This is a genomic window from Microbacterium sp. AG157 (genome assembly GCF_003385695.1).
In the GTDB taxonomy this organism is placed as follows: Bacteria; Actinomycetota; Actinomycetes; order Actinomycetales; family Microbacteriaceae; genus Microbacterium; species Microbacterium testaceum.
In genome coordinates this window covers 350,117-370,884 of record NZ_QRDK01000002.1, presented here as the reverse complement: position 1 = coordinate 370,884, position 20,768 = coordinate 350,117, and the positions used below count along the sequence as shown (strand labels likewise).

The 20,768-nt window shown below is 66.8% G+C and carries 19 protein-coding genes and 1 tRNA gene; 14 read left to right on the top strand and 6 right to left on the bottom strand.

Annotated elements, in window-relative coordinates; all coding sequences use genetic code 11:
• The 3 genes from DEU35_RS07585 (at position 1) to DEU35_RS16830 (ending at position 2,493) form a co-directional block, all read left to right on the top strand.
• On the top strand, positions 1-501 hold the full coding sequence (locus DEU35_RS07585; RefSeq protein WP_146035483.1) for a hypothetical protein: 501 nt from the start codon (positions 1-3) through the stop codon (positions 499-501).
• Positions 502-1,004: 503 nt separating this feature from the next.
• Positions 1,005-1,580 (top strand): hypothetical protein, encoded by a 576-nt coding sequence (locus DEU35_RS16835; protein ID WP_146035484.1) that lies wholly within the window; start codon positions 1,005-1,007, stop codon positions 1,578-1,580.
• Between the two features lie 517 nt (positions 1,581-2,097).
• Positions 2,098-2,493, top strand: a complete 396-nt coding sequence (locus tag DEU35_RS16830; RefSeq protein ID WP_146035485.1) for a hypothetical protein — start codon at positions 2,098-2,100, stop codon at positions 2,491-2,493.
• Between the two features lie 608 nt (positions 2,494-3,101).
• Here the strand turns inward: DEU35_RS16830 and DEU35_RS07580 are convergent.
• From DEU35_RS07580 to DEU35_RS07565, 4 genes are all read right to left on the bottom strand, one after another.
• Positions 3,102-3,178 (bottom strand) — tRNA-Pro (locus DEU35_RS07580).
• A gap of 130 nt (positions 3,179-3,308) precedes the next feature.
• Positions 3,309-4,661 carry a hypothetical protein gene (locus DEU35_RS07575; protein ID WP_220340842.1) on the bottom strand — a complete coding sequence of 451 codons (1,353 nt, stop codon included), beginning with the start codon at positions 4,659-4,661 and terminating at the stop codon, positions 3,309-3,311.
• 280 nt (positions 4,662-4,941) lie between these two features.
• Positions 4,942-5,865 carry a metallophosphoesterase gene (locus DEU35_RS07570; protein ID WP_116239125.1) on the bottom strand — a complete coding sequence of 308 codons (924 nt, stop codon included), beginning with the start codon at positions 5,863-5,865 and terminating at the stop codon, positions 4,942-4,944.
• Entirely contained in the window at positions 5,865-8,558 is a 2,694-nt protein-coding gene (locus DEU35_RS07565; RefSeq protein WP_103206120.1) for a transglycosylase domain-containing protein, read from the bottom strand. Before DEU35_RS07565 ends, DEU35_RS07570 begins: the two co-directional genes overlap by 1 nt.
• Before the next feature lie 119 nt (positions 8,559-8,677).
• Here DEU35_RS07565 and DEU35_RS07560 point away from each other — a divergent pair, with 119 nt between their 5' ends.
• From DEU35_RS07560 to DEU35_RS07550, 3 genes are all read left to right on the top strand, one after another.
• Positions 8,678-8,896, top strand: coding sequence for a hypothetical protein (locus DEU35_RS07560; protein ID WP_056229468.1), 219 nt, complete (start codon positions 8,678-8,680; stop codon positions 8,894-8,896).
• Complete coding sequence (locus DEU35_RS07555; RefSeq protein WP_103206121.1) at positions 8,893-9,360, top strand: RidA family protein; 468 nt, start codon at positions 8,893-8,895, stop codon at positions 9,358-9,360. The genes DEU35_RS07560 and DEU35_RS07555 overlap by 4 nt, the downstream gene beginning before the upstream one ends.
• A 131-nt stretch (positions 9,361-9,491) precedes the next feature.
• Positions 9,492-10,265 carry a phosphatase PAP2 family protein gene (locus DEU35_RS07550; protein ID WP_103206122.1) on the top strand — a complete coding sequence of 258 codons (774 nt, stop codon included), beginning with the start codon at positions 9,492-9,494 and terminating at the stop codon, positions 10,263-10,265.
• Between the two features lie 44 nt (positions 10,266-10,309).
• On the opposite strand, the gene DEU35_RS07545 is transcribed toward DEU35_RS07550, so the two are convergent.
• Positions 10,310-10,804, bottom strand: coding sequence for a helix-turn-helix domain-containing protein (locus DEU35_RS07545; RefSeq protein WP_103206123.1), 495 nt, complete (start codon positions 10,802-10,804; stop codon positions 10,310-10,312).
• A gap of 121 nt (positions 10,805-10,925) precedes the next feature.
• Here DEU35_RS07545 and DEU35_RS07540 point away from each other — a divergent pair, with 121 nt between their 5' ends.
• Positions 10,926-11,798 carry an oxidoreductase gene (locus DEU35_RS07540; RefSeq protein WP_103206124.1) on the top strand — a complete coding sequence of 291 codons (873 nt, stop codon included), beginning with the start codon at positions 10,926-10,928 and terminating at the stop codon, positions 11,796-11,798.
• 84 nt (positions 11,799-11,882) lie between these two features.
• On the opposite strand, the gene acs is transcribed toward DEU35_RS07540, so the two are convergent.
• Positions 11,883-13,859: an acetate--CoA ligase gene (gene acs, locus DEU35_RS07535; protein WP_103206125.1), complete on the bottom strand. Its 1,977-nt coding sequence runs from the start codon at positions 13,857-13,859 to the stop codon at positions 11,883-11,885.
• A gap of 440 nt (positions 13,860-14,299) precedes the next feature.
• Between acs and DEU35_RS07530 the strand changes: the two genes are divergently transcribed.
• Genes DEU35_RS07530 through tmk form a run of 7 tightly spaced genes read left to right on the top strand, consistent with a single transcriptional unit; the run spans position 14,300 to position 20,709 of the window.
• On the top strand, positions 14,300-15,280 hold the full coding sequence (locus tag DEU35_RS07530) for a TadA family conjugal transfer-associated ATPase (RefSeq protein WP_174799646.1): 981 nt from the start codon (positions 14,300-14,302) through the stop codon (positions 15,278-15,280).
• A 44-nt stretch (positions 15,281-15,324) separates the two neighbouring features.
• Positions 15,325-16,185, top strand: coding sequence for a type II secretion system F family protein (locus DEU35_RS07525; protein ID WP_170210616.1), 861 nt, complete (start codon positions 15,325-15,327; stop codon positions 16,183-16,185).
• 36 nt (positions 16,186-16,221) lie between these two features.
• The gene (locus DEU35_RS07520; protein WP_116239124.1) at positions 16,222-16,458 is read left to right on the top strand and encodes a DUF4244 domain-containing protein; all 237 of its coding nucleotides are present in this window, start codon (positions 16,222-16,224) and stop codon (positions 16,456-16,458) included.
• A 2-nt stretch (positions 16,459-16,460) separates the two neighbouring features.
• Positions 16,461-16,784: a TadE family protein gene (locus tag DEU35_RS07515; protein ID WP_103206128.1), complete on the top strand. Its 324-nt coding sequence runs from the start codon at positions 16,461-16,463 to the stop codon at positions 16,782-16,784.
• A complete protein-coding gene (locus DEU35_RS07510; protein ID WP_103206129.1) occupies positions 16,784-17,113 on the top strand; it encodes a helicase in 330 nt (109 codons plus the stop codon). The genes DEU35_RS07515 and DEU35_RS07510 overlap by 1 nt, the downstream gene beginning before the upstream one ends.
• Positions 17,114-17,173: 60 nt before the next feature.
• Positions 17,174-20,038 carry a type I DNA topoisomerase gene (gene topA, locus DEU35_RS07505; protein WP_116239123.1) on the top strand — a complete coding sequence of 955 codons (2,865 nt, stop codon included), beginning with the start codon at positions 17,174-17,176 and terminating at the stop codon, positions 20,036-20,038.
• Positions 20,035-20,709 carry a dTMP kinase gene (gene tmk / locus DEU35_RS07500; protein ID WP_116239122.1) on the top strand — a complete coding sequence of 225 codons (675 nt, stop codon included), beginning with the start codon at positions 20,035-20,037 and terminating at the stop codon, positions 20,707-20,709. Before topA ends, tmk begins: the two co-directional genes overlap by 4 nt.
• The last annotated feature ends 59 nt before the right edge of the window (positions 20,710-20,768 follow it).

The following is a 20,768-nucleotide window of genomic DNA, read 5'->3' as shown; positions in this document are numbered from 1 at the left end:
GTGGCCGTCGGACTCGTGTGCGCTGCGGTGGCGACCGGATGCAGTGTCGACCGCTCAATTGATCCGCCATTACCGACGGCCCAGTTGTCGACGCCTTCGCCGACGGAGTCGTTCTCCGGTTTCGACTCTTTCCGCAGTGAGTACTTACAGGCAGCCGACACGCTCTCCGACACTCTGCCCCCCGGGCGGGTCTTTACCGAAGAGCCGCCCGGCACTTGGGACGAGACCGGAAGTTACGAGGTCGGCACGGGCCGGGTGACAGCCGTGCTGTTCTGGCGATGCGCGTGGGCGACCGCGTACGTCGACGCGACCGAGGGGGGTGATACGGTCGGTGCGGCTCGCGCCCTGGACAAGCTAGGCGCGTGGGCGACCATGCCCGATGTCGTTGCACACTCGGATGAGGATGCTCGTACGAAATGGATGGAGAGGGTCGTCGGCCCGGCAGAGTCGGGCGAGGATTCGAGCCTCCGCCTCATTGAGAGTGACTGCTCAGGCGGGTGATTGCGCGTGCGAGAACACATCGCCGCGCCGCCCTTTCTAGGGGACCAGAGTCATGACCGTAGGGCGAACCGGGCTCGTGATTGCGCGCTTTTGAGGGGTCATGCAGGAGTGTGCTCCTTCTGATGGAAACAAATGCCTGCCACGCCTCGGCGGAGGAAAATGGGTAGTCGGCTACCTGAGAACAGACGCAATTGAGACTAACGAAGTCGAAACGAGCTAGCGCAAGCGTCGCCTGCGCCGCCTTATCTCATGGCACCAGAGGGCCGCAGCTGAGCCGCGCACCGGGACTCGGTGCGTACGTGCGCTCGGTGATTCGCGCGCATCTACGCGAAAACGCCAGGCGCTAATGTCCCCCAAAGTGGGGACAGCGGTTTGGTGAAGGTTCTTATAGTTTGATGTGAGTCGGGCACTTCTGGACAGAAAATCCCTATATCCACTGACATCGAGATCGACCGCCGCCCATGCGGATGAGTTTAAACGATTGGCCCATATGGAGGACCGTGATGAACAACTTCAACGGAAAAGCAGTTTCGCGTCGTACCCTCCTCTACGCTGCGGCCGCGGGGTCTGGCGCCCTTCTCGGAGGTCTCGCATCGGTCAGTGGCGCCACGGCGGCCTCCACCTCGGCGGTATCTCAAGGTGGTCGAACGATTCCAGGAGCGGATGCTGTTTTGGACATCCATGGTGTGCGTGCAGAGTACCGGCAGGCCATTGCAGCCTTCCCATTGAATCTTCCTGATGGATGGTCGTTTCCGCCGGAATCGCGAAAACAAGATGAAGGATCCGGAGTTACTTGGGAGAAGGGGAATGGCGCGGCGGAGGCCTACTTTTTCTGGCAGTTCGCCGTGGCCAGCGCAGCCCACGAAGCCCATTTGCGCGGCGAGGAAGTCGAAGCGACTCGCTTCCTCGACGTTCTCGAATCTGGTTACGAGACCCCTCTTCGCCGCAGCGTTGTAGAAGATCCGGAAGGTGTCTTTATCGCCGAAGTGATCAGACCAGCCCGCGGTGTCAGCGCGGCCGCCCGTGGGGCGGCTAGCGGCGCCGACTTCGGCCCGCTGATGAACGCCGTTGCGCCCTAACCTCGCTCAGGCATATCGCTGGTGGTGCACTCCGGCTGCCGACAGCGTCCTCGGCCAGTTTTGTTTCCGGCACCGTAAGTCTGGGACATGTTCCTGGTCAGAATGAATCAAGGAATTGTGTCCACCGTTGTAGAAAAGAGCGATGGCTCTGATTTGCGAGCACGGATCAAGGTGGTCGCCGAGAGGGCGGACTGGTCCATATAGGGACGGCGGTGGCCTCGGCTTGACCCGGCGAGGGCTGAGCGGATTCTGTTCGGGTGGCGTGAACGCGATGTGGTTTAGCCGGCCGGAGTGTTCTGCGAGGTCAGAATAGATGAGAAGTGAGCTCTGGTTCGCAAGCTACCCCATCCTAGAGGAGCAGGCTAGGCCGTGCCTTCAAATGAATCATCACTCCGAAATTAGAATATATTCGTAGCACGATTACTTTTTGCCTATCCTGACTGTCGGGGCAATAGGTCGCAGGTTATTTATAAGATCAAATTCGTCCGACGCGGACGGGATCACAGGAGGACCGAAAATGGCATGGACACCAGCTTATCCCGGCGCAAGGCAGTACCCCGAAGGATGGTGGAATGGTGGGACGAGCACTCATTTCACGTGGTGGAACAATTTTCGCCCGATGCGCGGGGATGTGCAGATGCGGCTCACCGACGTGACAAGTGGCAACTGGAACTGGCGGCAGTGCCGAATGCGTGTGATGCTTCGTAATAGCGCGGGTCAGCTTCTCGGATCGACTTACATATACAAGAACTATGGTGCGGACACCAACTTTGTAAATATAGGTTTTGTGTCTGGTTCGCAGTCGGTGCAGCTCGGCACTTCGATTGGTCTGGGCACCAACTACACCCAGGCCTTGTATGAAACCGTCGATTGGACATCTGAGATGCGATGGAACAACTCGCAGGCGGTGTGAGATTGACCGTACAAGCGGGACGGCGGTTGGGGGGGGTGAGATGGCCCGCTTGAGCGGTGTCGTGATTGCTTTTCGTTGAGTTCGCCCGTGAACGGTTTTGGGGGCGAGATCGGCACGGCATCTTTCGAAACCATCGTCACAGAGATGCGTTCAACTCGCGAGCACGGGATCAGCCGTGGCGAACGAGCGTTGGTCCGGACGACCGAGGCGGAGTACGGCTCGGGCACCTTGCGGGGGTCGTCGAGGAGCAGCTCCAACGCACGGCCCCTGCAAGGTGAGTGCGTGGCAAATGGCCCTGAGTTTGAGGCAGTATCTCGGCACCTCTATACGGTCTTTGTTAACGACAGCCCAGTGACGACGAAGGCGGACGGTACGTGGCACGTCCGACACGGCCCTCAGATCTGGATGCATCCCACTGGAGTCGCAGCTTCGTTCGAGACGACGGCACACGCATTTGCCCGGTCCTCGCCGACGTCAACGGGGCGCTCTAAGCGCGGCATGCGAACGCCCACACCGCAAGAAAGAAGAGCCTCCCGCGTTTCCGCGGGAGGCTCTTCCTCGTTGACCAACCGAAGGAGTTAACTTCAAAGGTTCGAGTAACAGTCAATTGGTCGGGGTGACAGGATTTGAACCTGCGGCCTCGTCGTCCCGAACGACGCGCGCTACCAAGCTGCGCCACACCCCGTTGCAACGAGACAAGTCTACCCTGGACCAAGGAGTGCTTCGGACCACTCCGGGGGTTTGCGTTCGATCAGTCAGGTTCTGCCGGAGCGGCGTGCGGGCCTCGAATCGACGCACGCCACGCCGGCAGAACATCACCCGGTCAGCGGCTGTGTGCGTCGGCGACCGAGCCGCCAGGCATACATTCCTACGGCAACGGTGACGGCGGAGACGCCGCCCGTCACCGCCAGCGACGGCCCGGATAATCCTGTGAGCGCGAGGGCGGTGGGAACCAGTGGGGGTGTCGGCGCCGCCGGTGGAATGACCGTAGCGAGGGTCGCGGGGGTCGCCGTCGGGGAGGGCTCGCGGTCAGCCGGCGGCGGAGAGAAGGCCAGTTGCTCCGTCTGTGCGGGAGTGGCGAATCGCTCCATCCAGAAGTAGCGCGGAGGGAAGTTGGCGACCGAATCAGGGTCCTGCGAGGTGCGTTCGATGCGCCACACCGCCGTGTAGACGCCCGGACCGGGCAGGCCGGCGGACACCGTCCGATAGACGGAGGGGCCGATCTTCGGGTCGGTGCGGAGTTCGAGGTGGGCTACCGGGCTGAGGTGCGCCGGAATTTCCGCGGCCTCGGCGGGGAACGCATTCGTCCGGTAGACGTCGGCGGTTGCGCTCACGATGACGAAAGACCCGTCGCTCTGTCGCGGCCAGACACCGTCACCGGCAGACACCATGACGTCATCGACGAACCGGCCACGGGAGTCGATGGTGGCCGCCGTCTCGATTCGGGGGGAGAAGCGCACGGGACGCGGTGAGGCGTCTTGGGCCGTCAGGGTGAAGGTGGTCGGTTCGGCCGGCCCGGCGGACTCCTGCTGCCCCGGGGTCGAGTAGTACCGGATGGCCGCCGAACGCACGGTGAATGTCCCCGCCGCGCGGGCGACGTACGGCCGTCCGTCGTCGGACGCGGTCGCCGGGGCGATGATCGGGTACGTGGCCGCCCACTGGATTCCGACGCGCTCGGAGCTTCCCGTGTCGGCGAAGACCGCGTTCTCGAGCCGGAGTGTTCCCGAGGCGGTCGGGTCGACATCGACTGTCACGGCTCCCCGCGTGGGATCGTCTTCGTCCATCGACAGCGTCAGCGAGCCGCCCACTCGTGGAACGGGCATGCCCTCGGCTTCGGCCAGATACCGCACGGTGCGCTGCTGAATCGCGGTGCTGTTCTCGGGGCTAGCTCTCCGCATGATGTAGTCGATCGCCTCGGTCAGCTCGTTCCCGCCGTACCCCCAGGAGTGCAGCGTCGTATCCCGGTCGACGATGGCTTTCACCGCCCACCCGACGCTTGCCGCCTGCACCGCGTCGCCGGTCTGCCCGTACGTGCTGACGAGGTAGTTGATGGAGATCAGTTGCTGCGGGGTCAGTCCGTTGATGTCGGTGGTGATGCCGTGGTCCGTCGTGGTTCCGGTGGCGACGGGAAGGCCGGGATGTATGCAATAGGTGTGAACATCCCCCACCCGCATCGAGCCGTGCCAACCGGTGCGGGAGAGCGGGGCCCACGTACCGAAGCCCGTGCCTTGGTCAGCGGCGTTCGCAGCCGGGGCCACGGCGACGCCCAACAAGACGGCGACGAGAGTCAGGACGACGGGGAGACGTCGGAGAGAGGGTGGACGGTGGCGCATCGGGGGAGTCCCTTCGGTCGAGGAACTCGATCTTCGGGGAACGACACGTCCTCTCGACGCGCGAAGGGGCCGATCCGTGTACGGATCGGCCCCCGAGACGGCTGTGGAGAATCCGTCAGCGCGGAAGCAGCGTGAGCAGCGATGCCTCCGGGCGGCACGCGAAACGCACGGGCGCGTAGATCGAATGACCGAGCCCCGCGCTGACGTTCAACGGCACGGTGCGGCCTTCGTGGGTCCAGTCGCTTAGCCCGCGCGCCTGATCCAACGGGATGTCGCAATTGGCCACCAACGCGTCTCGACGGAACGGCACCCGCACCTGTCCACCGTGCGTGTGACCGGCGAGCAGCACGTCGGCACCGAAGGCGGTGAACGTGTCCAGAGTGCGCCGATAGGGCGCGTGCATCACGCCGAGCGTGAGGTCGGCGGCATCCAGGCGTTCCACTACCGGCGGGATGAGCTCGGGGTGGTCCCACTTGCGGTGGGCGTCGTTGACGCCGAAGGCGGTGACGCGTAGGCCCTTCACCTCGAGCGACACAGCGGTGTCGTCGAGGATGCTCCACCCCAGGTCATCGGTGAAATACCGGTCGAGGGCGTCGACATCGAGGTGCTTATGCGCGGGCTGATGACCGGACGGCCCCAGAAAGTACCGCAAGGGGTTGCGGGGTGCCGGCTCTTGGAAGTCGTTCGACCCGTGCACGACCAGTCCGGGCACACCCCGTAGGGGTGCGAAGGCCGTCCGGATGCCGGTGAGTCCATCGCGGTGACCGAGATTGTCGCCCGTATTGACGACGAGGTCGGGCGATAGCTCGGAGAGACGCGCCATCCATTCCTGCTTGCGGTGCTGCCAGGGAGCCATGTGCGCGTCGGAGACGTGAAGGACGCGGATCGGCTCGGCCCCTTTGGGGAGGACACGCAGCGCGTGGTAGCGCACCGTGAACAGGTAGCGCTCGATGCCCACGCCCCACACGGCGGCCCCGACAGCGGCCGCCCCCGCGACCCCGAGGGGTGCGAGGGCGGCCGTCTTGAGAGGATGCGTCATCAGCACTTCTTCGCGACGATGGACAGGGCGATCGCGGTGCTCTTGTTCGTTGCCGTGTCGGCGGCGGGGTTGGTCGCCGTCACCCGGCCTTCATTCGGGGCATTGCCATCGGCCTGACAGCCGCCGATCGACACGTTCGTGAATCCGGCCGCGTTCAACGCCGCCTGGGCGGCGGGAACGGTCTGCCCGCCCACGTTCGGCACCGTGGCACCCTGACCGTTGCCGGGGCTCAGCGTGATCTGCGAGCCCGCGGGAGCCGAACCCGCGCCGGGGTTCTGGGCGGCGACGGTGTCGGAACCCGACGGCGAGTCGACCGGGTCGCCTACTGTCACTCGGAAGCCCGCCGCCTGCAGCGTGGAGGTCGCGTTGTCGAGGCTCTGGCCCACGACGTTCGGCAGATCGCGCTGCTGCGTGCGGAGCAGGTTAGCCACCGGGTCGGGGAAGCGGTCGCCGCCGTAGAACTCGTTCGCGGCGCTCTGGATGTCGCGGGCGAGGACATAGCGAATGCTGCTCAGCTCGGTGCGGTTGTAGTACTTGCGGAACAGGTCTACGTCGCCCTCCCAGTTGCCGACCCACACGGCGGTGGTGGCGTTCGTGGATGACTCGATCATCCACGTCTCGTGACCCTCGTGGGTGCCGGTCTTGCCCATGACGGGTGTGCCGTCGCCAGGATTGGCGGACGCGCCCGTTCCGCGGCCCTGCATGACTCCCTGGAGGGCGTAGGCAGCCGTCGCAGCGACCTCGGGAGTGAGGGCGGTCGTGCAGGTTCGCTCGGGGATCGGACGCTCTTCGCCGCTGGCGGTGGTCACCTTATCGATGACTTTTGGTGCGCACTGGCTGCCGCCGTTGGCGACGGTCGCGAACGCGCCCGCCATGGCGAGCGGCGAGATGTTGTCGCTACCGATGACCTCGTTCGCGTTCTCCATTTTGATCTCACGGCCGTCACCCGTTTGCACGCCGAGCTTCTTGACGACCTTTGAGATGTCGCAGAGATCGAGCTCGGCGGCCATGGCGAGGTATCCGGTGTTGAGCGAATCTCTCGTGAACATCATCGGTGTGCCGACATAGCCCGGGTCGTTGGCGAAGTTGTTGATGCGCACGCCGCCGGGGTTGACCCAGTTGCCGTAGCAGGAATTGGTCATGTTCGGCACGGGCTGCAGTCGACCGTTGAGTGTTTCGTTCAGCGAATGGCCCTTCTCGAGCCAGTCGATGAGGGTGAAGAGCTTGAAAGTGGACCCGACGCTGAAGCCGATCGAGCCGCCGTTGGTGGAGTCGCCGGCGAAGACGATCTGGTTGTAAGAGGGGTCTGACTTCGAGAGTTCGGTGTCCTGCGTGAACTTCGTGTTCTGAGCGATCGCGAGCACGCGACCGGTCTTGGCTTCGAGGCTCACCGCGCTGGAACCGAACTTCATGCCGTCGTAACTCTGCGGCGCGTTCTTGTTCATCGTGTTCTGGGCGGCGTCCTGCATCCGCCAGTCGAGTGTCGTCTGGATCGTGAGACCGTCCTGACGCAGCGCGCGCACGCGGTCGTCGGTTTCGGCGCCGAATGCGGGGTCGTTGAGGATGGTCGAAACGACGTACTGGCAGAAGTACGGCGCTGCGGACGACGCGCAGCCCTGGTCGGTCGGCGTGATCTTGGGGGTGATCGGCTCGATCGCCGCGGCGACGTACTGCTCGTGCGTGATCTTGCCGTCGATCTCCATGCGGCTGAGCACGTAGAGCTGACGACCCTTGGTCTCGCTGTAGCCGTCGGCGGCGTTGACGAGTTGCTCCTGTGTGATCTCGCCGTTGTCGCGCAACGTATAGAGGGCCTGGATCGTGCTCTGGTCCACATCGTCGATCGAGCCGTCGGGTGCTTTGTTCCACGCGGTCTCGCCGTCGCTGATCGAGCCTTCGGGGCGGTCGATCCGGAATCGGTTGGGGTTCTGCACCATGCCCGCGAGAACCGCCGCCTGGCCGACGCTCAAGTTGGCGGCGGGGGTGTTGAAGTAGTAGCGCGCCGCGGCGTCAATGCCGTAGGTGGTGCCACCGAAGTTGGCGATATTCAGGTAGCCGAGAAGGATCTGGTCCTTCGTGTACTCCTTCTCGAGCTGGATCGCGTACCGCATCTCCTGCAGCTTGCGCTGGTAGCCGGCGGCGCCGTCTGACTGCACGGCCTCGAGGGCGCACTTCTGCAGCGCTTCGTCGCGCGTCATCGCGGGAGTGGTGTCGGTCGCCTTGACGGCCTTGGCGTCGCGCTCGCAGCGTTGCACGAGCACGTTCTTGACGTACTGCTGGCTGATCGACGATCCACCCTGCGTCTCGCCGCCCGAGGCGTTGCTGAGCAGGGCGCGGGTCGTTCCGATGAGGTCGACGCCGCCGTGCTGGTAGTAGCGCGGGTCTTCCGACGAGAGGATCGCGTCATACATGACCGGGTTGACCTGGTCGAAGGTGACGGGGGAGCGGTTCTGGTCGTAGAACTTCGCCAGCACCCGGTCGCCGGCCATGAGCGTCGTCGGCTGCATGAGCTCGTCGGGCTTCAGGTAGCTGGGCATGTTGTCGAAGACGGTGATCGCGCTGGAGGCAGCGGCACCGGAGACGGCGATGGCCGGCGTCACGGCAGCGGTGACAAGGAGTCCGGCGACCGCGCTCAGGCCGACCAGGCCGACGATGCCGCCGAGGGCACCGCTAGCCGTTCGTTTGTTCTCGGGCATAGGCTTGATGCTAAGCGACGTTGCTGGGCGATGCCTTGAAGGCGTGCGCTCGCGCGCGGACGCGTCCATCCTCGCGCGCATCACCGTTGCGCGCTCCGAGCCACCTCCGGGAGCCCGTCATGACCACGTGGGAGTACCTCACCACCCCCCTGCTCATCCACAACACCGCGGCGATCCTCAACAACTGGGGCAAGCAGGGGTGGGAGCTCGTGCAGGTGGTCACCGGTCCCGAGGGTGGACTCGTCGCCTACTTCAAGCGCCCCACCGGTGGCGGCGCGGCCAACGCCGGCCTCGGTGCCGCCGAGACGGCCGCGCGGCAGTTCGAGGGCCAGCAGTGAGCGTCTCGGAGCGCCTCGCCGCCCTCGGCGTCGACGTGCCTGCGGTCGTTCCCCCGGTCGCGTCCTACATCCCGGCCAAGCGCCACGGCGATCTCGTCTACACCTCGGGTCAGCTCCCCATGGTCCAGGGAGCCCTGCCCGCGACCGGCAAGGTCGGCGAGTCCGAGGGTCTTGTCGCCCCCGCCGACGCGAAGACCTACGCCCGTCAGTGCGCGCTCAACGCGATCGCCGCTGCTGCGGCCGTCGTCGGCGGCGTCGACAACCTCACCGGCGTGCTCAAGCTCACCGGCTTCGTGGCATCCGTCCCCGATTTCACGGGGCAGCCCGGCGTCATCAACGGCGCGAGCGAGTTCCTCGGCGAGGTCTTCGGCGAGACCGGCGCCCACGCGCGCTCCGCGGTCGGTGTGCCCGTCCTTCCCCTCGACAGCCCCGTCGAGGTCGAGGTGATCTTCACCGTCGCCTGACGATGATCCCGGATGCCGGCACCCCGGCCTCCGTCCGAGAGGGACGCCCTGGTAGCCACGGGGCGTCCCTCTCGTCGTCGGCGCGTCGGTGTCTCGGCTGATTCAGAAGTGTGCGGGGGCAGGATGCCCCCGTGACCTCTTCTTCCGCGCCGAGTGGGCCGTCGACGGCCGAGAGCGCTCTTCTCATTCCTTCGGCTCACCTCCGGCGCGACATCGTGGTGGCGATCTCGACCATCGTCGTGCTCCTCGCCGCCGGATTCGTCCTCCGCTTCGTGCCGATCGACGTGGCGTTCTCGAACGCGGTGCATCATCTGCATGTCAGCGTCCTCACCCAGGTGGCGGAGGGGTTCTACCGCTCGCTGAAACCCCTGCCGGCGGCGGGCATCATGGTCGTCGCCACGGTCGCCGTCGGCCTCCTCTCCCGCCGATGGCAGGTCGCCCTCGCCTTCTTCGGGGGAGTGGCCGTGACGTGGGGTCTCGCGGAAGCGGCGAAGCTCGTCGTCGACCGGCCGCGGCCGGGGATGTCCGAGGCGATGACGCACGCCGTCGGCGCGACGGCCGACCCGTCGTTCCCGAGCGGTCACGTCGCTTTCACGGCATCGTTCGCCGCCGTGTTGATCTGCGCGCTCTGGGCGACGCGATGGCGCGCCCTGGGGATCGTCGTCGGGGTGGTGCTGGTCGTGGGGATGTCGGTGTCGGTCGTGATCATCGGCGTGCACTACGCCGGGGACGCCCTGGCATCCATCGTCTGGGTGGCGGGGGTGTATCCGGCGGTGCGGGCCGTCGGCGCGCTGCTCATTCCCCGCGTTGGCGCTCTGCTATTCCGACGGCCGGTCGGCGCGATTTCTCCTGACGTGGGCGCTGATGACGCTCATGGCGGCGGTGTCGGCAAGGGTGGTGTCTAGGACTTCGCGAACGTCCGCGGCACCGCGCAGGAGTCGGCGGAGGTTTAGCGCCCCGCGGCGGGATTTACTTCGTCCGCTGGGCGCTCGGGCGTGTCGTAGTTCGCGCGATTGGCGGCTACGTCGTCCATGTTGTCCTGCGCCCATCCCTTGAGCTCGCGCACGATGAGGTGCAGCGAATGCCCGAGCGGCGTGAGTTCGTAGCTCACCGTCACGGGGACCGTAGCGATCACCGTTCTGGTGATGAGTCCGTCTCGTTCAAGGGCGCGAAGCGTCTGCGTGAGCATCTTCTGGCTCACACCGGCGAGTTGCCGAGACAGCTTCGAGTAGCGAAGTGGTCGCGCCTCTCTTCCGACCTGCGGGTCGACCCCGGCGGGGGAGCACTGTGTCGGCTCGGGAACACCACCCAGGCTGCACAGTACGAGCGCGACCCACTTGTCAGAAATCCGCGCGAGGAGTTGACGACTCGGGCACTCGGACAGGAAGGCGTTGTACTCATTCTTCTGATCGGACCGCTTCGCCGCGGAGGTGGTCGTCGCCATGCCGGTGTCCGTTCGCAGGGAGGGTTAGGCACCTTGAAGTGCCTACTTCCTCTTGGAGAGTTATCACCCCAATGTAGAGCGAGGCGCCAACCGGTGCGCAACAGTTCCGAAAGACGAGGCTATGAACGACTCTTCTCCCACCCTCCCCGGCGGTTCTTTCGTGATCGGAGAGCGAACCATTCCCCGATTCGGTTACGGCGCGATGCAACTCGCCGGCCCTTGGGTGATGGGTCCTCCGAAGAACCGCGACGCTGCCCTCGAGGTGCTCCGCAGCGCGAGAGACGCGGGCATCGTCCACATCGATACGTCCGAGGCGTACGGCCCCCGCACCGTCAACGAGGTGATTCGGGAAGCTCTACAGCCCGACGCGAAAGACCTCTTCATCGCCACGAAGGTGGGAGGGCGGCGGGACGCCGAGGGCGGGTGGCCGGTGGCCCGTCAGCCTGACGAGCTCCGGCGGCAGATCGAGGACAACCTCGAGACTCTCGGTCTCGATGCTCTCGACCTGGTGCATCTCCGCCTCGGCGATGCGAACGGGCCGGTCCCCGGGGACGTCGAGGAGGCGTTCACCACTCTTGTTGAACTGCAGGAGCAGGGGGTCATCCGTCACCTCGGCGTCAGCAACGCCACGGGGGAGCAGGTCGCGCAGGCCCGTTCGATCGCCCCGATCGTCTCTGTGCAGAACATGTACAACCTCGCCAACCGTGGGGACGACGACCTCGTCGACGACCTGGCCGTGGATGGCATCGCTTACATCCCGTTCTTTCCCCTCGGCGGCTTCAGCCCGCTGCAGTCCGGTGCGCTCACGTCGGTGGCGAACCGCCTGAGAAGCGCCCCGATGAGCGTCGCCCTTGCGTGGCTGCTGCAGCGTTCGGCGAACATCATGCTCATCCCCGGCACGTCCAACAAGGAGCACCTCAGCGAGAACATCACGGGGGCTGCTCTGCAGCTCACCGATGACGACGTTGCTGAACTCGAGAACCTCGGCCGCTGACACCCGAAGGGCGTCGGCGGCGAGTTCCGACTGCCGAGCCGCCGACGCTACAGGCGTCTTCGAGCACCAACGACCGCCCCACGGCTATTTGCTTGTGACCTGCCCCCTGATCGTGGACATCACCATCGTGTCGGCGAGCGTCGTGGTGTCACCGACCTCGCGACCTTCCGCCACGTCTCGGAGGAGGCGACGCATGATCTTGCCGGATCGTGTCTTCGGCAATTCCGTGACGAGGTACACATCTCGAGGGCGAGCGATCGCACCGATCTGCTGGGACACCCACGCCCGCAACTCGTCGACGAGACCCGTCAACTCCTCGTGCTTCGTCGAGTAACTCTGCTTGATACATACGAAAGCGACCACCGCCTGACCGGTGGTCTCGTCGCTCGCGCCGACCACGGCGGCCTCGGCGACGCCCTCGTGTCCGACGAGGGCGGACTCGATCTCGGCCGTCGAGAGCCGGTGGCCGGACACGTTCATGACGTCGTCGACCCGGCCGAGCAGCCACACGTCGCCGTCGTCGTCGAGACGGGCGCCGTCACCGGCGAAGTAGTAGCCCTTGTCAGCGAACTTCTCCCAGTAGGTCTCGCGGTACCGGTCGGGGTCTCCCCAGATGCCGCGGAGCATGCTCGGCCAGGGCTCGGTGATGACGAGGAGGCCCCCACTGCCGTTGCCGACCGGCTCGCCCTGCTCGTCGACCACGGCGATCGAGACGCCGGGGATCGGCACTTGGGCAGAGCCGGGCTTGGTCTCGGTCACTCCGGGGAGCGCGGAGATCATGATGGCACCGGTCTCGGTCTGCCACCACGTGTCGACGATGGGGGTCTTGTCGGCGCCGATGATCTCGCGGTACCAGATCCAGGCTTCGGGGTTGATGGGCTCACCCACCGAACCGAGCAGACGGAGCGACGACAGATCGAACTTCTGCGGCACGTCGCGCCCGATCTTCATGAACGAACGGATCGCGGTCGGCGCCGTGTAGAAGATCGTCACGCCGTGCTTCTCGATGAGCTCCCACCAGCGTCCCGGGTGCGGCGTGTCGGGGGTGCCTTCGTAGAGCAGCTGCGTCGCGCCGTTGGCTAGGGGACCGTACGTGACGTAGGTGTGTCCTGTGATCCATCCGATGTCGGCGGTGCACCAGTACACGTCCGTTTCGGGGTGGACGTCGTGGACGACGCGGTTGGTGAATGCGGCTTGGGTGAGGTACCCGCCCGACGTGTGAAGGATGCCCTTCGGCTTCCCGGTGGTTCCCGAGGTGTAGAGGATGAAGAGGGGGGTCTCGGCGGGGAACGCCTCGGCCTCGTGGTCGGCGGAGGCTTTCGGAACCACGTCGTGCCACCAGAGGTCGCGGCCCTCGGACCAGTCGACCTCGTTGCCGCCCCGCTTGACCACGAGCACGTGCTCGACGGTCTCTTGCTCACCGGAGCCGTTGCGGTCGGCGAGCGCCAGGTCGACAGCGGGCTTGAGGGGGGAAACCTTCCCCTTTCGCCATCCTCCGTCGGCGGTGATGACGAGCTTGGCGCCGGCATCGTCGATACGCGCGCGCAGGCTGTCGGCCGAGAATCCGCCGAAGACGACGGAGTGCACGGCGCCGATGCGCGCGACGGCGAGCATCGAGGCGATGGCCTCGGGGATCATCGGCAGATACAGCGCGACGCGATCGCCGCGCTCGACGCCGAGCTCGGTGAGGACGTTCGCCAGGCGCTTCACCTCGTCGGTCAGTTGGGCATAGGTGACGTTGCGCTGATCGCCGGGCTCGCCCTCCCAGCGCAGAGCGATGCGATCGCCGTTGCCCGCTTCGACGTGCCGGTCGAGGCAGTTGTATGCGACGTTCAGCTCTCCGTCGGCGAACCATTCCGCGAACGGGGGGTTCGACCAGTCGAGCACCTGGGTGAAGGGAGTGTGCCAGTGCAGTTCACGCGCCTGATCGGCCCAGAAGCCCTCGCGGTCCGCTGCGGCGCGCTCGTAGAGGGTGCGGTCGGCGACGGCCTGCGCGGCGAAGTCGGCCGACGGCGCGAACCGGCGGGTCTCGTTGAGGAGGTGATCGATCTGGCTGCTCATCGCGGCGCTCCTTCGCGTTCACGGACCCGCGCACCTGCGCGCGGTGTCCTCACCTCGGTCACGCTATCGACCGCCTCCGACACCGGCCACCTCCGATAGATGGGATCGGGGTGGATGGGAAACAGGTGATATATCGCCATGAATAGGTCGGTCGAGTTGGCCTGACTGATTTGCACGCGTACGCTAGCTAGCGCCCGAACATCGCTTCCGGCACTCGCGTCGGGGGGAGCCCCCCAATTTTTCCCCGGCGCGTGGCGGCATCCCTCGCCCCCCACTGTAGGGATGCCGCCCCCTTTTTTTTGCGCCGGCGGCTCTCGCTGACGAGAGGTGGCCGCGCCTCCCCGAACTTGTTCCTCCCCAGGAACGGGTGTTCGCGCCGCATCCACCGTTCGCCTCTGCCGGCCCGCAGCCCAGGGCATCGCAGCTCTACCGTCGTCGTCGTGACCTCCCTCGCCCCGCTCGGAAGCGGCTTCGACGCCGCGGCCGTCGACACGCTCGATCCGGCAGTGGCCTTCCTCCGCCCCTTCCTCGACGACCCGGGCGTGACCGACCTCTTCGTCAACGGCGACCGAGGACTCTTCGTCGACCGGGGGGAGGGGGTCGAGCGCGTGACATCGTGGCAGGCCACCGAAGCAGAGGTGCGCCGTCTGGCGGTGCATCTGATCGCACTCGGAGGACGACACCTCGACGATGCATCGCCGTGCGTGGACGTCCGGCTCGAGAGGGGCGTGCGGGTGCACGCCGTTCTCGCTCCCGTGGCCGCGAGCGGAACGAGCATCTCCGTCCGGGTCCCCGCGTTCGACGGCCCCGACCTGTCCGACCTGCAGCGCGCGGGCATGTTCTCCGCGTATCAACAGGAGCGATTGCAGGCTCTGGTCGACGGTTGCGAGAACGTCCTCATCGCCGGACCGACCGGGGCGGGAAAGACGACTCTCCTCGCAGCTCTGCTGTCGCGGGTCCCCGCGACGGAACGCATCATCACGATCGAAGAGGTCGCGGAGCTCCACCCCGACCACCCCCACCACGTCGCGCTCGAGGCTCGGCAACCCAACATCGAAGGTGCCGGCGGCATCTCCCTCTCCCGCCTCGTGCGGGAGGCGCTGCGCATGCGCCCCGACCGGTTGATCCTCGGCGAGTGCCGAGGGGAAGAGATCCGAGACCTCCTCATGGCGCTCAACACCGGCCACGATGGTGGAGCGGGGACCCTTCATGCCAGCAGCCTGGCCGAGGTCGCGACGCGTCTCGAAGCCCTGTGTGCGCTCGCGGGGATGGATGCCAGAACGTGTGCGCGTCAGAGCGCCGGGGCCATCGACGCGGTGATCCACGTGGACCGGGTCGACGGGCGTCGATGCATCACCGGCCTGGGCCGGCCCGTGGTCAGGGACGGGCGCCTCTTCATCGAGCCGGAGAAGTGGACGTGAAGGCGCGGACAGCGCTCCGACCCGAGCGACATCGACTTCGCGAGGTGAGGGCCGCCGATCCGATCGAGACGGTTCTGCGTCTCGCCGTCCTGCTGTCCGGCGGAACAGCCCCGACTCTCGCCTGGAGATATCTCGCCGAGAGCGGTGATCCGACGCTCACCGCCGCTGCGGACGCCGCCGAGCGGGGAGCGGACGTCGGCACGGTCCTTCGGCAGGCCGGGGATTCGTGGAGCGGTCTCGCGGCGATCTGGAGCGTGGCCGTGGCCGCAGGGGCCCCGTTGTCCGATGCTCTCCGCTCGGTCGTGGGCGCGCTGCGCGAGACGGCCGAGGTGTCCTCCGACGTGCGCGTCGCTCTTGCCGAGCCGGCCGCGACCGCACGCCTTCTCGGCTGGCTACCTCTTGTCGGCGTCCCGCTCGGCGGTCTCCTGGGCTTCGACCCGGTCGGCACGCTGCTCGGAGATCCCCTCGGGCAGTGCTGTCTGGCGCTCGGGCTCACTCTCATGGCGACGGCGTACCTGTGGATGCGGCGTCTCTCCCGCAGGGCCCAGCCGCCGTCTGCGATCCCCGGGCTCGAGGCCGAGCTGTGGGCGGTGGCGCTCTCTGCGGGCGTCTCCGTCGACCGGGCGCGGGGGCTGATCGGCCATCTCGGCTTCGACCCCACCGGGCGCACCGATGTCATCGACACCCTCGAGCTGGCCACTCGCGCCGGAGTTCCGGCTGCCGAGTTGCTGCGCGGCGACGCATGGATCGCGCGCTACCGGGCTCGGAGCGCGGGCCGCGTGTCCGCGGCACGGCTCTCGACACGCCTGCTCGTGCCCCTCGGGTTGTGCACCCTCCCGGCGTTCCTTGTGATCGCGGTCGTCCCCACGGCGCTCGCCGTCCTACGATCCACGGCGCTGCCGTGATCTCCGTCCATCCACCCCTGAAAAGAAGGAGTTCCCGTGTTCCGTTTCGTTCCCACTGCCCCGCGTCCTCGACGGGGGGCAGACCTGCCCCCACTGACGAGCGCACGTGCCGGAGCCCTCTTCCTCGACGAACGGGGTGCGGCGACCGCCGAGTACGCCATCGCGACCATGGCGGCCGTGGCGTTCGCGGGGTTGCTGGTCATGATCATGCGCAGCGACGAGGTGCGCAGAATTCTGACGGATCTCGTGCGTCGGGCACTGACGGTCCAGTGAGGATGCCGCAGCTCGGGGAGCGTGGGGCGGTCACCGCCGAGTTCGCCGTGGCGCTGCCTGCTGTCCTTCTCGTCCTTGCGCTGGGCGCCGGTGTGCTCGGTTCGGTGGCAACCACTGTCCGTGCGCAGCAGATGACGGCGGAGGCCGCGCGTCTCCTCGGACGCGGTGACGGCGGGGCGCTGGCGCGCCTCGCAGAGATCGGTGCTGACGCGTCGGTGAACCGCGGCGGGGGAGTGGTGTGCGTCCGCGCATCGCTGCCGGTGCCGTTCGCGCTTCCGCTCCCGCCCGCATCCGCTCGGGCCTGCGCCCTCGACGGGGGTCGCTGATGGCGGGCGCCGTGTCCAGCGTCGGCGTGGCCGCGGTGATCGCGGGCCTCATCGCCGCTCTGGGCGTGGTCGGCGGCGCGGCGCTCGCCGCCGAACGCCTCGCGGGGACAGCCGATGCCGCCGCCCTCGCGGCCGCGGACGCCGCGAGTGGAGCGGTGACGGGTGTGCCCTGCGACGAGGCTGCGCGCATCGCTGAGGCCGGGAACGCGAGCCTTCGGGAGTGCGATGTCGAGGGCCTGATCGCCACCATCACCGTCGCCGGGGCGTACGGTGGGATTTCATTCGATGCGCGCTCGCGGGCCGGACCCCCTGAGGCCGCGATCCCGTGAGACCTCCCGGAACCCGAACAGGGAGGCGTGTGTATGGTGTGCATCGACGAAAGGACCCCAGTGGCAAACGGAAAGAAGCTCGTCATCGTCGAGTCCCCGACGAAGATGAAGTCGATCCAGGGATACCTCGGCGACGACTACGAGGTGCTCAGCTCGGTCGGTCACATTCGCGACCTCGCGTCGAAGAAAGAGATCCCGGCTGACAAGAAGGCGGCGTACGGCAAGTACTCCATCGACGTCGAGAACGACTTCGATCCCTTCTACGTCGTCAACGACCGCAAGACCAAGACGGTCGCCGAGCTCAAGCGGGCGCTGAAGGGCGCCGACGAAGTCCTGCTCGCCACTGATGGTGACCGCGAGGGCGAGGCCATCGCGTGGCACCTGCTCGAGGTTCTCAAGCCCAAGGTCCCCGTCCGCCGCATGATCTTCCACGAGATCACCAAGGACGCCATCAAGGAAGCGGCCGAGCACACCCGTGAGCTCGACGTCTCCCTCGTCGACGCGCAAGAAACGCGTCGCGTTCTCGACCGCCTCTACGGCTGGGATGTGTCGCCGGTGCTCTGGCGCAAGGTCGGCTCGGGTCGTGAGGGCACCGCCCTCAGCGCCGGTCGTGTGCAGTCCGCCGCAACCCGCATGGTCGTCGAGCGTGAGCGCGAGCGCATGGCGTTCGTCTCCGCCTCGTACTGGGACGTCGAGGCTCTCGCGTCTCAGTCCGGCTCCTCCTTCACCACCCGCCTGAACCGTCTCGACGGCGCGCCCATCGCCCGCGGCGGCGACTACGACGACAACGGTCAGCTCAAGAAGGCCGTCGTCGTGCTCGACGAGAAACAGGCCCGCGCTCTCGCTGACGCCATCACCGCCGCCGGCACCGCGACCGTCGCCAAGGTCGAGGCCAAGCCCGGCACGCGTAGTCCTCGCGCGCCTTTCACCACCTCCACACTCCAGCAGGAGGCGGGTCGCAAGCTCTCCATGAGCGCCAAGCACGCCATGGGCGTCGCGCAGCGACTCTACGAAAAGGGCTTCATCACCTATATGCGTACCGACTCGGTCGCCCTCTCGGGGCAGGCCATCTCGGCAGCGCGTGCTCAGGCCGTCGCTCTCTACGGCGACAAGGCGGTCCCTGCGAACCCGCGCGTCTATAAGAGCAAGTCGAAGAACGCGCAGGAAGCGCACGAGGCGATCCGTCCCTCGGGCGAGACCTTCCGCACGCCCGCGTCGCTCGCTTCCTCGCTCGATCGCGACGAGCAGAAGCTCTACGACCTCATCTGGAAGCGCACCGTCGCCAGCCAGATGGCGGACGCCAAGTACGAGACGACGACCGTCACCCTCACGGTGAAAGCCGGTGCACAGGTCGCCGAGTTCACGGCATCCGGGACCGTCTACACGTTCAAGGGCTTCCTCGAGGCGTACGAGGAAGGAGCCGACGAGAAGCGCAACGATGACGACGCCGATCAGTCCCTCCCCGCCGTCGTCGTCGGCGACACGCTGTCGGTCAGCGACGTCGAGCCCAAGGGTCACAGCACCTCTCCGAAGCCGCGTTACACCGAGGCCAGCCTGGTCAAGGCGCTGGAAGAGAAGGGGATCGGTCGCCCGTCGACGTTCGCCAGCATCATCGGCGTGATCCTCGATCGCGGCTACGTCAGCAAGCGCGGCCAGGCCCTCGTGCCGAGCTGGCTCGCCTTCAGCGTCGTGCGCCTGCTCGAGGAGCACTTCGCCGATCTGGTCGACTACGACTTCACCGCCGCCCTCGAGGACGATCTCGACGCGATCGCGCGCGGTGAGCAGCGTCGTACGGAGTGGCTGAAGTCGTTCTACTTCGGATCCGAGAAGCAGGTGGGCCTGCGTCACATCGTCGACAACCTCGGCGAAATCGACGCTCGCGAACTCAACTCCACGCGGATCACCGACACGGCGACGCTGCGCTTCGGCAAGTACGGCCCCTACCTCGAGGTCACCGACCCCTCAGCCGGCCCCGACGCGAAGCCCCGTATCGTCAACATCCCCGAAGACCTGGCTCCCGACGAGCTCACGCCCGCGAAAGCCCAGGAGCTCATCGACGCCCCCGTCGCCGGCGACCGTGTGCTGGGGGAGAATCCCGACAACGGCAAGCTCGTCGTCGTCAAGGACGGCCGCTTCGGTCCCTACGTGCAAGAAGTCGACGCCGAGGAACCCGAAGAGGTCGACCAGGCCACGGGCGAGGTCGTGGAGGCTCCGAAAAAGCGAGGGGCGAAGAAAGAAGCGGCCCCCAAGCCCCGGACGGCGTCGCTGTTCCGGTCGATGTCGGTCGACACCGTCGACCTCGACACGGCATTGCAGCTCCTCTCGCTCCCGCGCGTCGTCGGAACCGATCCCGAATCGGGCGACGAGATCACCGCGCAGAACGGTCGCTTCGGTCCCTACCTCAAGAAGGGCACGGACTCGCGGTCGCTCGACGACGAGAAGCAGATCTTCGACATGACGCTGGAACAGGCCCTCGCCAAGTACGCCGAGCCGAAGTACGGCGCCCGCCGCGCGTCCAGCGCGCTGAAGGAATTCGACGCCGACCCCGTGAGCGGCAAGCCCATCAAGCTCAAGGACGGCCGCTTCGGCCCCTACGTCACCGACGGTGAAACCAACGCGACCGTTCCGCGCGGCGAGGACGCGATGGCCATCACCTTCGAGCGTGCGGTCGAGCTGATCGCCGACAAACGCGCCAAGGGCCCGGCGCCCAAGAAGACGGCCGCCCGCAAGGCCCCGGCGAAGTCGGCGACGAAGGCCACGACGAAGACGACCGCGGCGAAGACCACGGCGACCAGAACCGCCGCGGCAAAGACCACGGTGGCGAAGACGACCGGGACCAAGAGCGCGGCGGCCAAGACCGCCGCCACCACAGCGGCGGCGCCCAAGGCGGCATCCACGCGCAAGGCGCCGGCGAAGAAGTCGTGACCGAGGACCCCACCCGGCCGCTGACCGTCCCCCGGGCGGCCTCGGCCGGGGGTCCCGGCCTGTTCGTCACCTTCGAGGGCGGCGACGGCGCGGGCAAGACGACCCAGGCATCGATGCTCGAGGACTGGTTGGGCTCGCGTGGCCATACGGTCGTCCGCACGCGCGAGCCCGGTGGTACCGAGGTGGGAGTGCGCATCCGCGACATCGTCCTGCATCATCGCGGTCATATCGCGGCGCGAGCCGAGGCCCTGTTGTACGCGGCGGATCGGGCTCATCACATCGAGACCGTCGTTCAGCCGGCCATCGCCCGCGGCGACGTCGTGATCCAGGACCGCTACCTCGACTCCTCGGTCGCCTATCAGGGCGCGGGCAGGGTCCTGGATGCCGACGACGTCCGCACCCTGTCGCTCTGGGCGACGGGCGGTCTCCTCCCCGACCTCACGGTGCTGCTCGACCTCGATCCTGCTGCAGCGCGTCGTCGACTGGATGCCGACGACAAGCCGTTCGACCGGCTCGAGGCGGAGAAGAGCGAGTTCCACGCGCGTGTGCGGGCCGGTTTCCTGGCCCTCGCCGTCGCTGAACCGCGGCGGTTCCTCGTGCTCGACGCCACACTTCCGGCGGACGAGCTCGCGCGCCACGTGCGCGCCGCGGTCTTCGCACGCCTCAGCTGACGCAGCGCCGGGCGATCCACAGCCGAACGCCAGCGGCCGTGTCCGACCCCGCGGTTAGG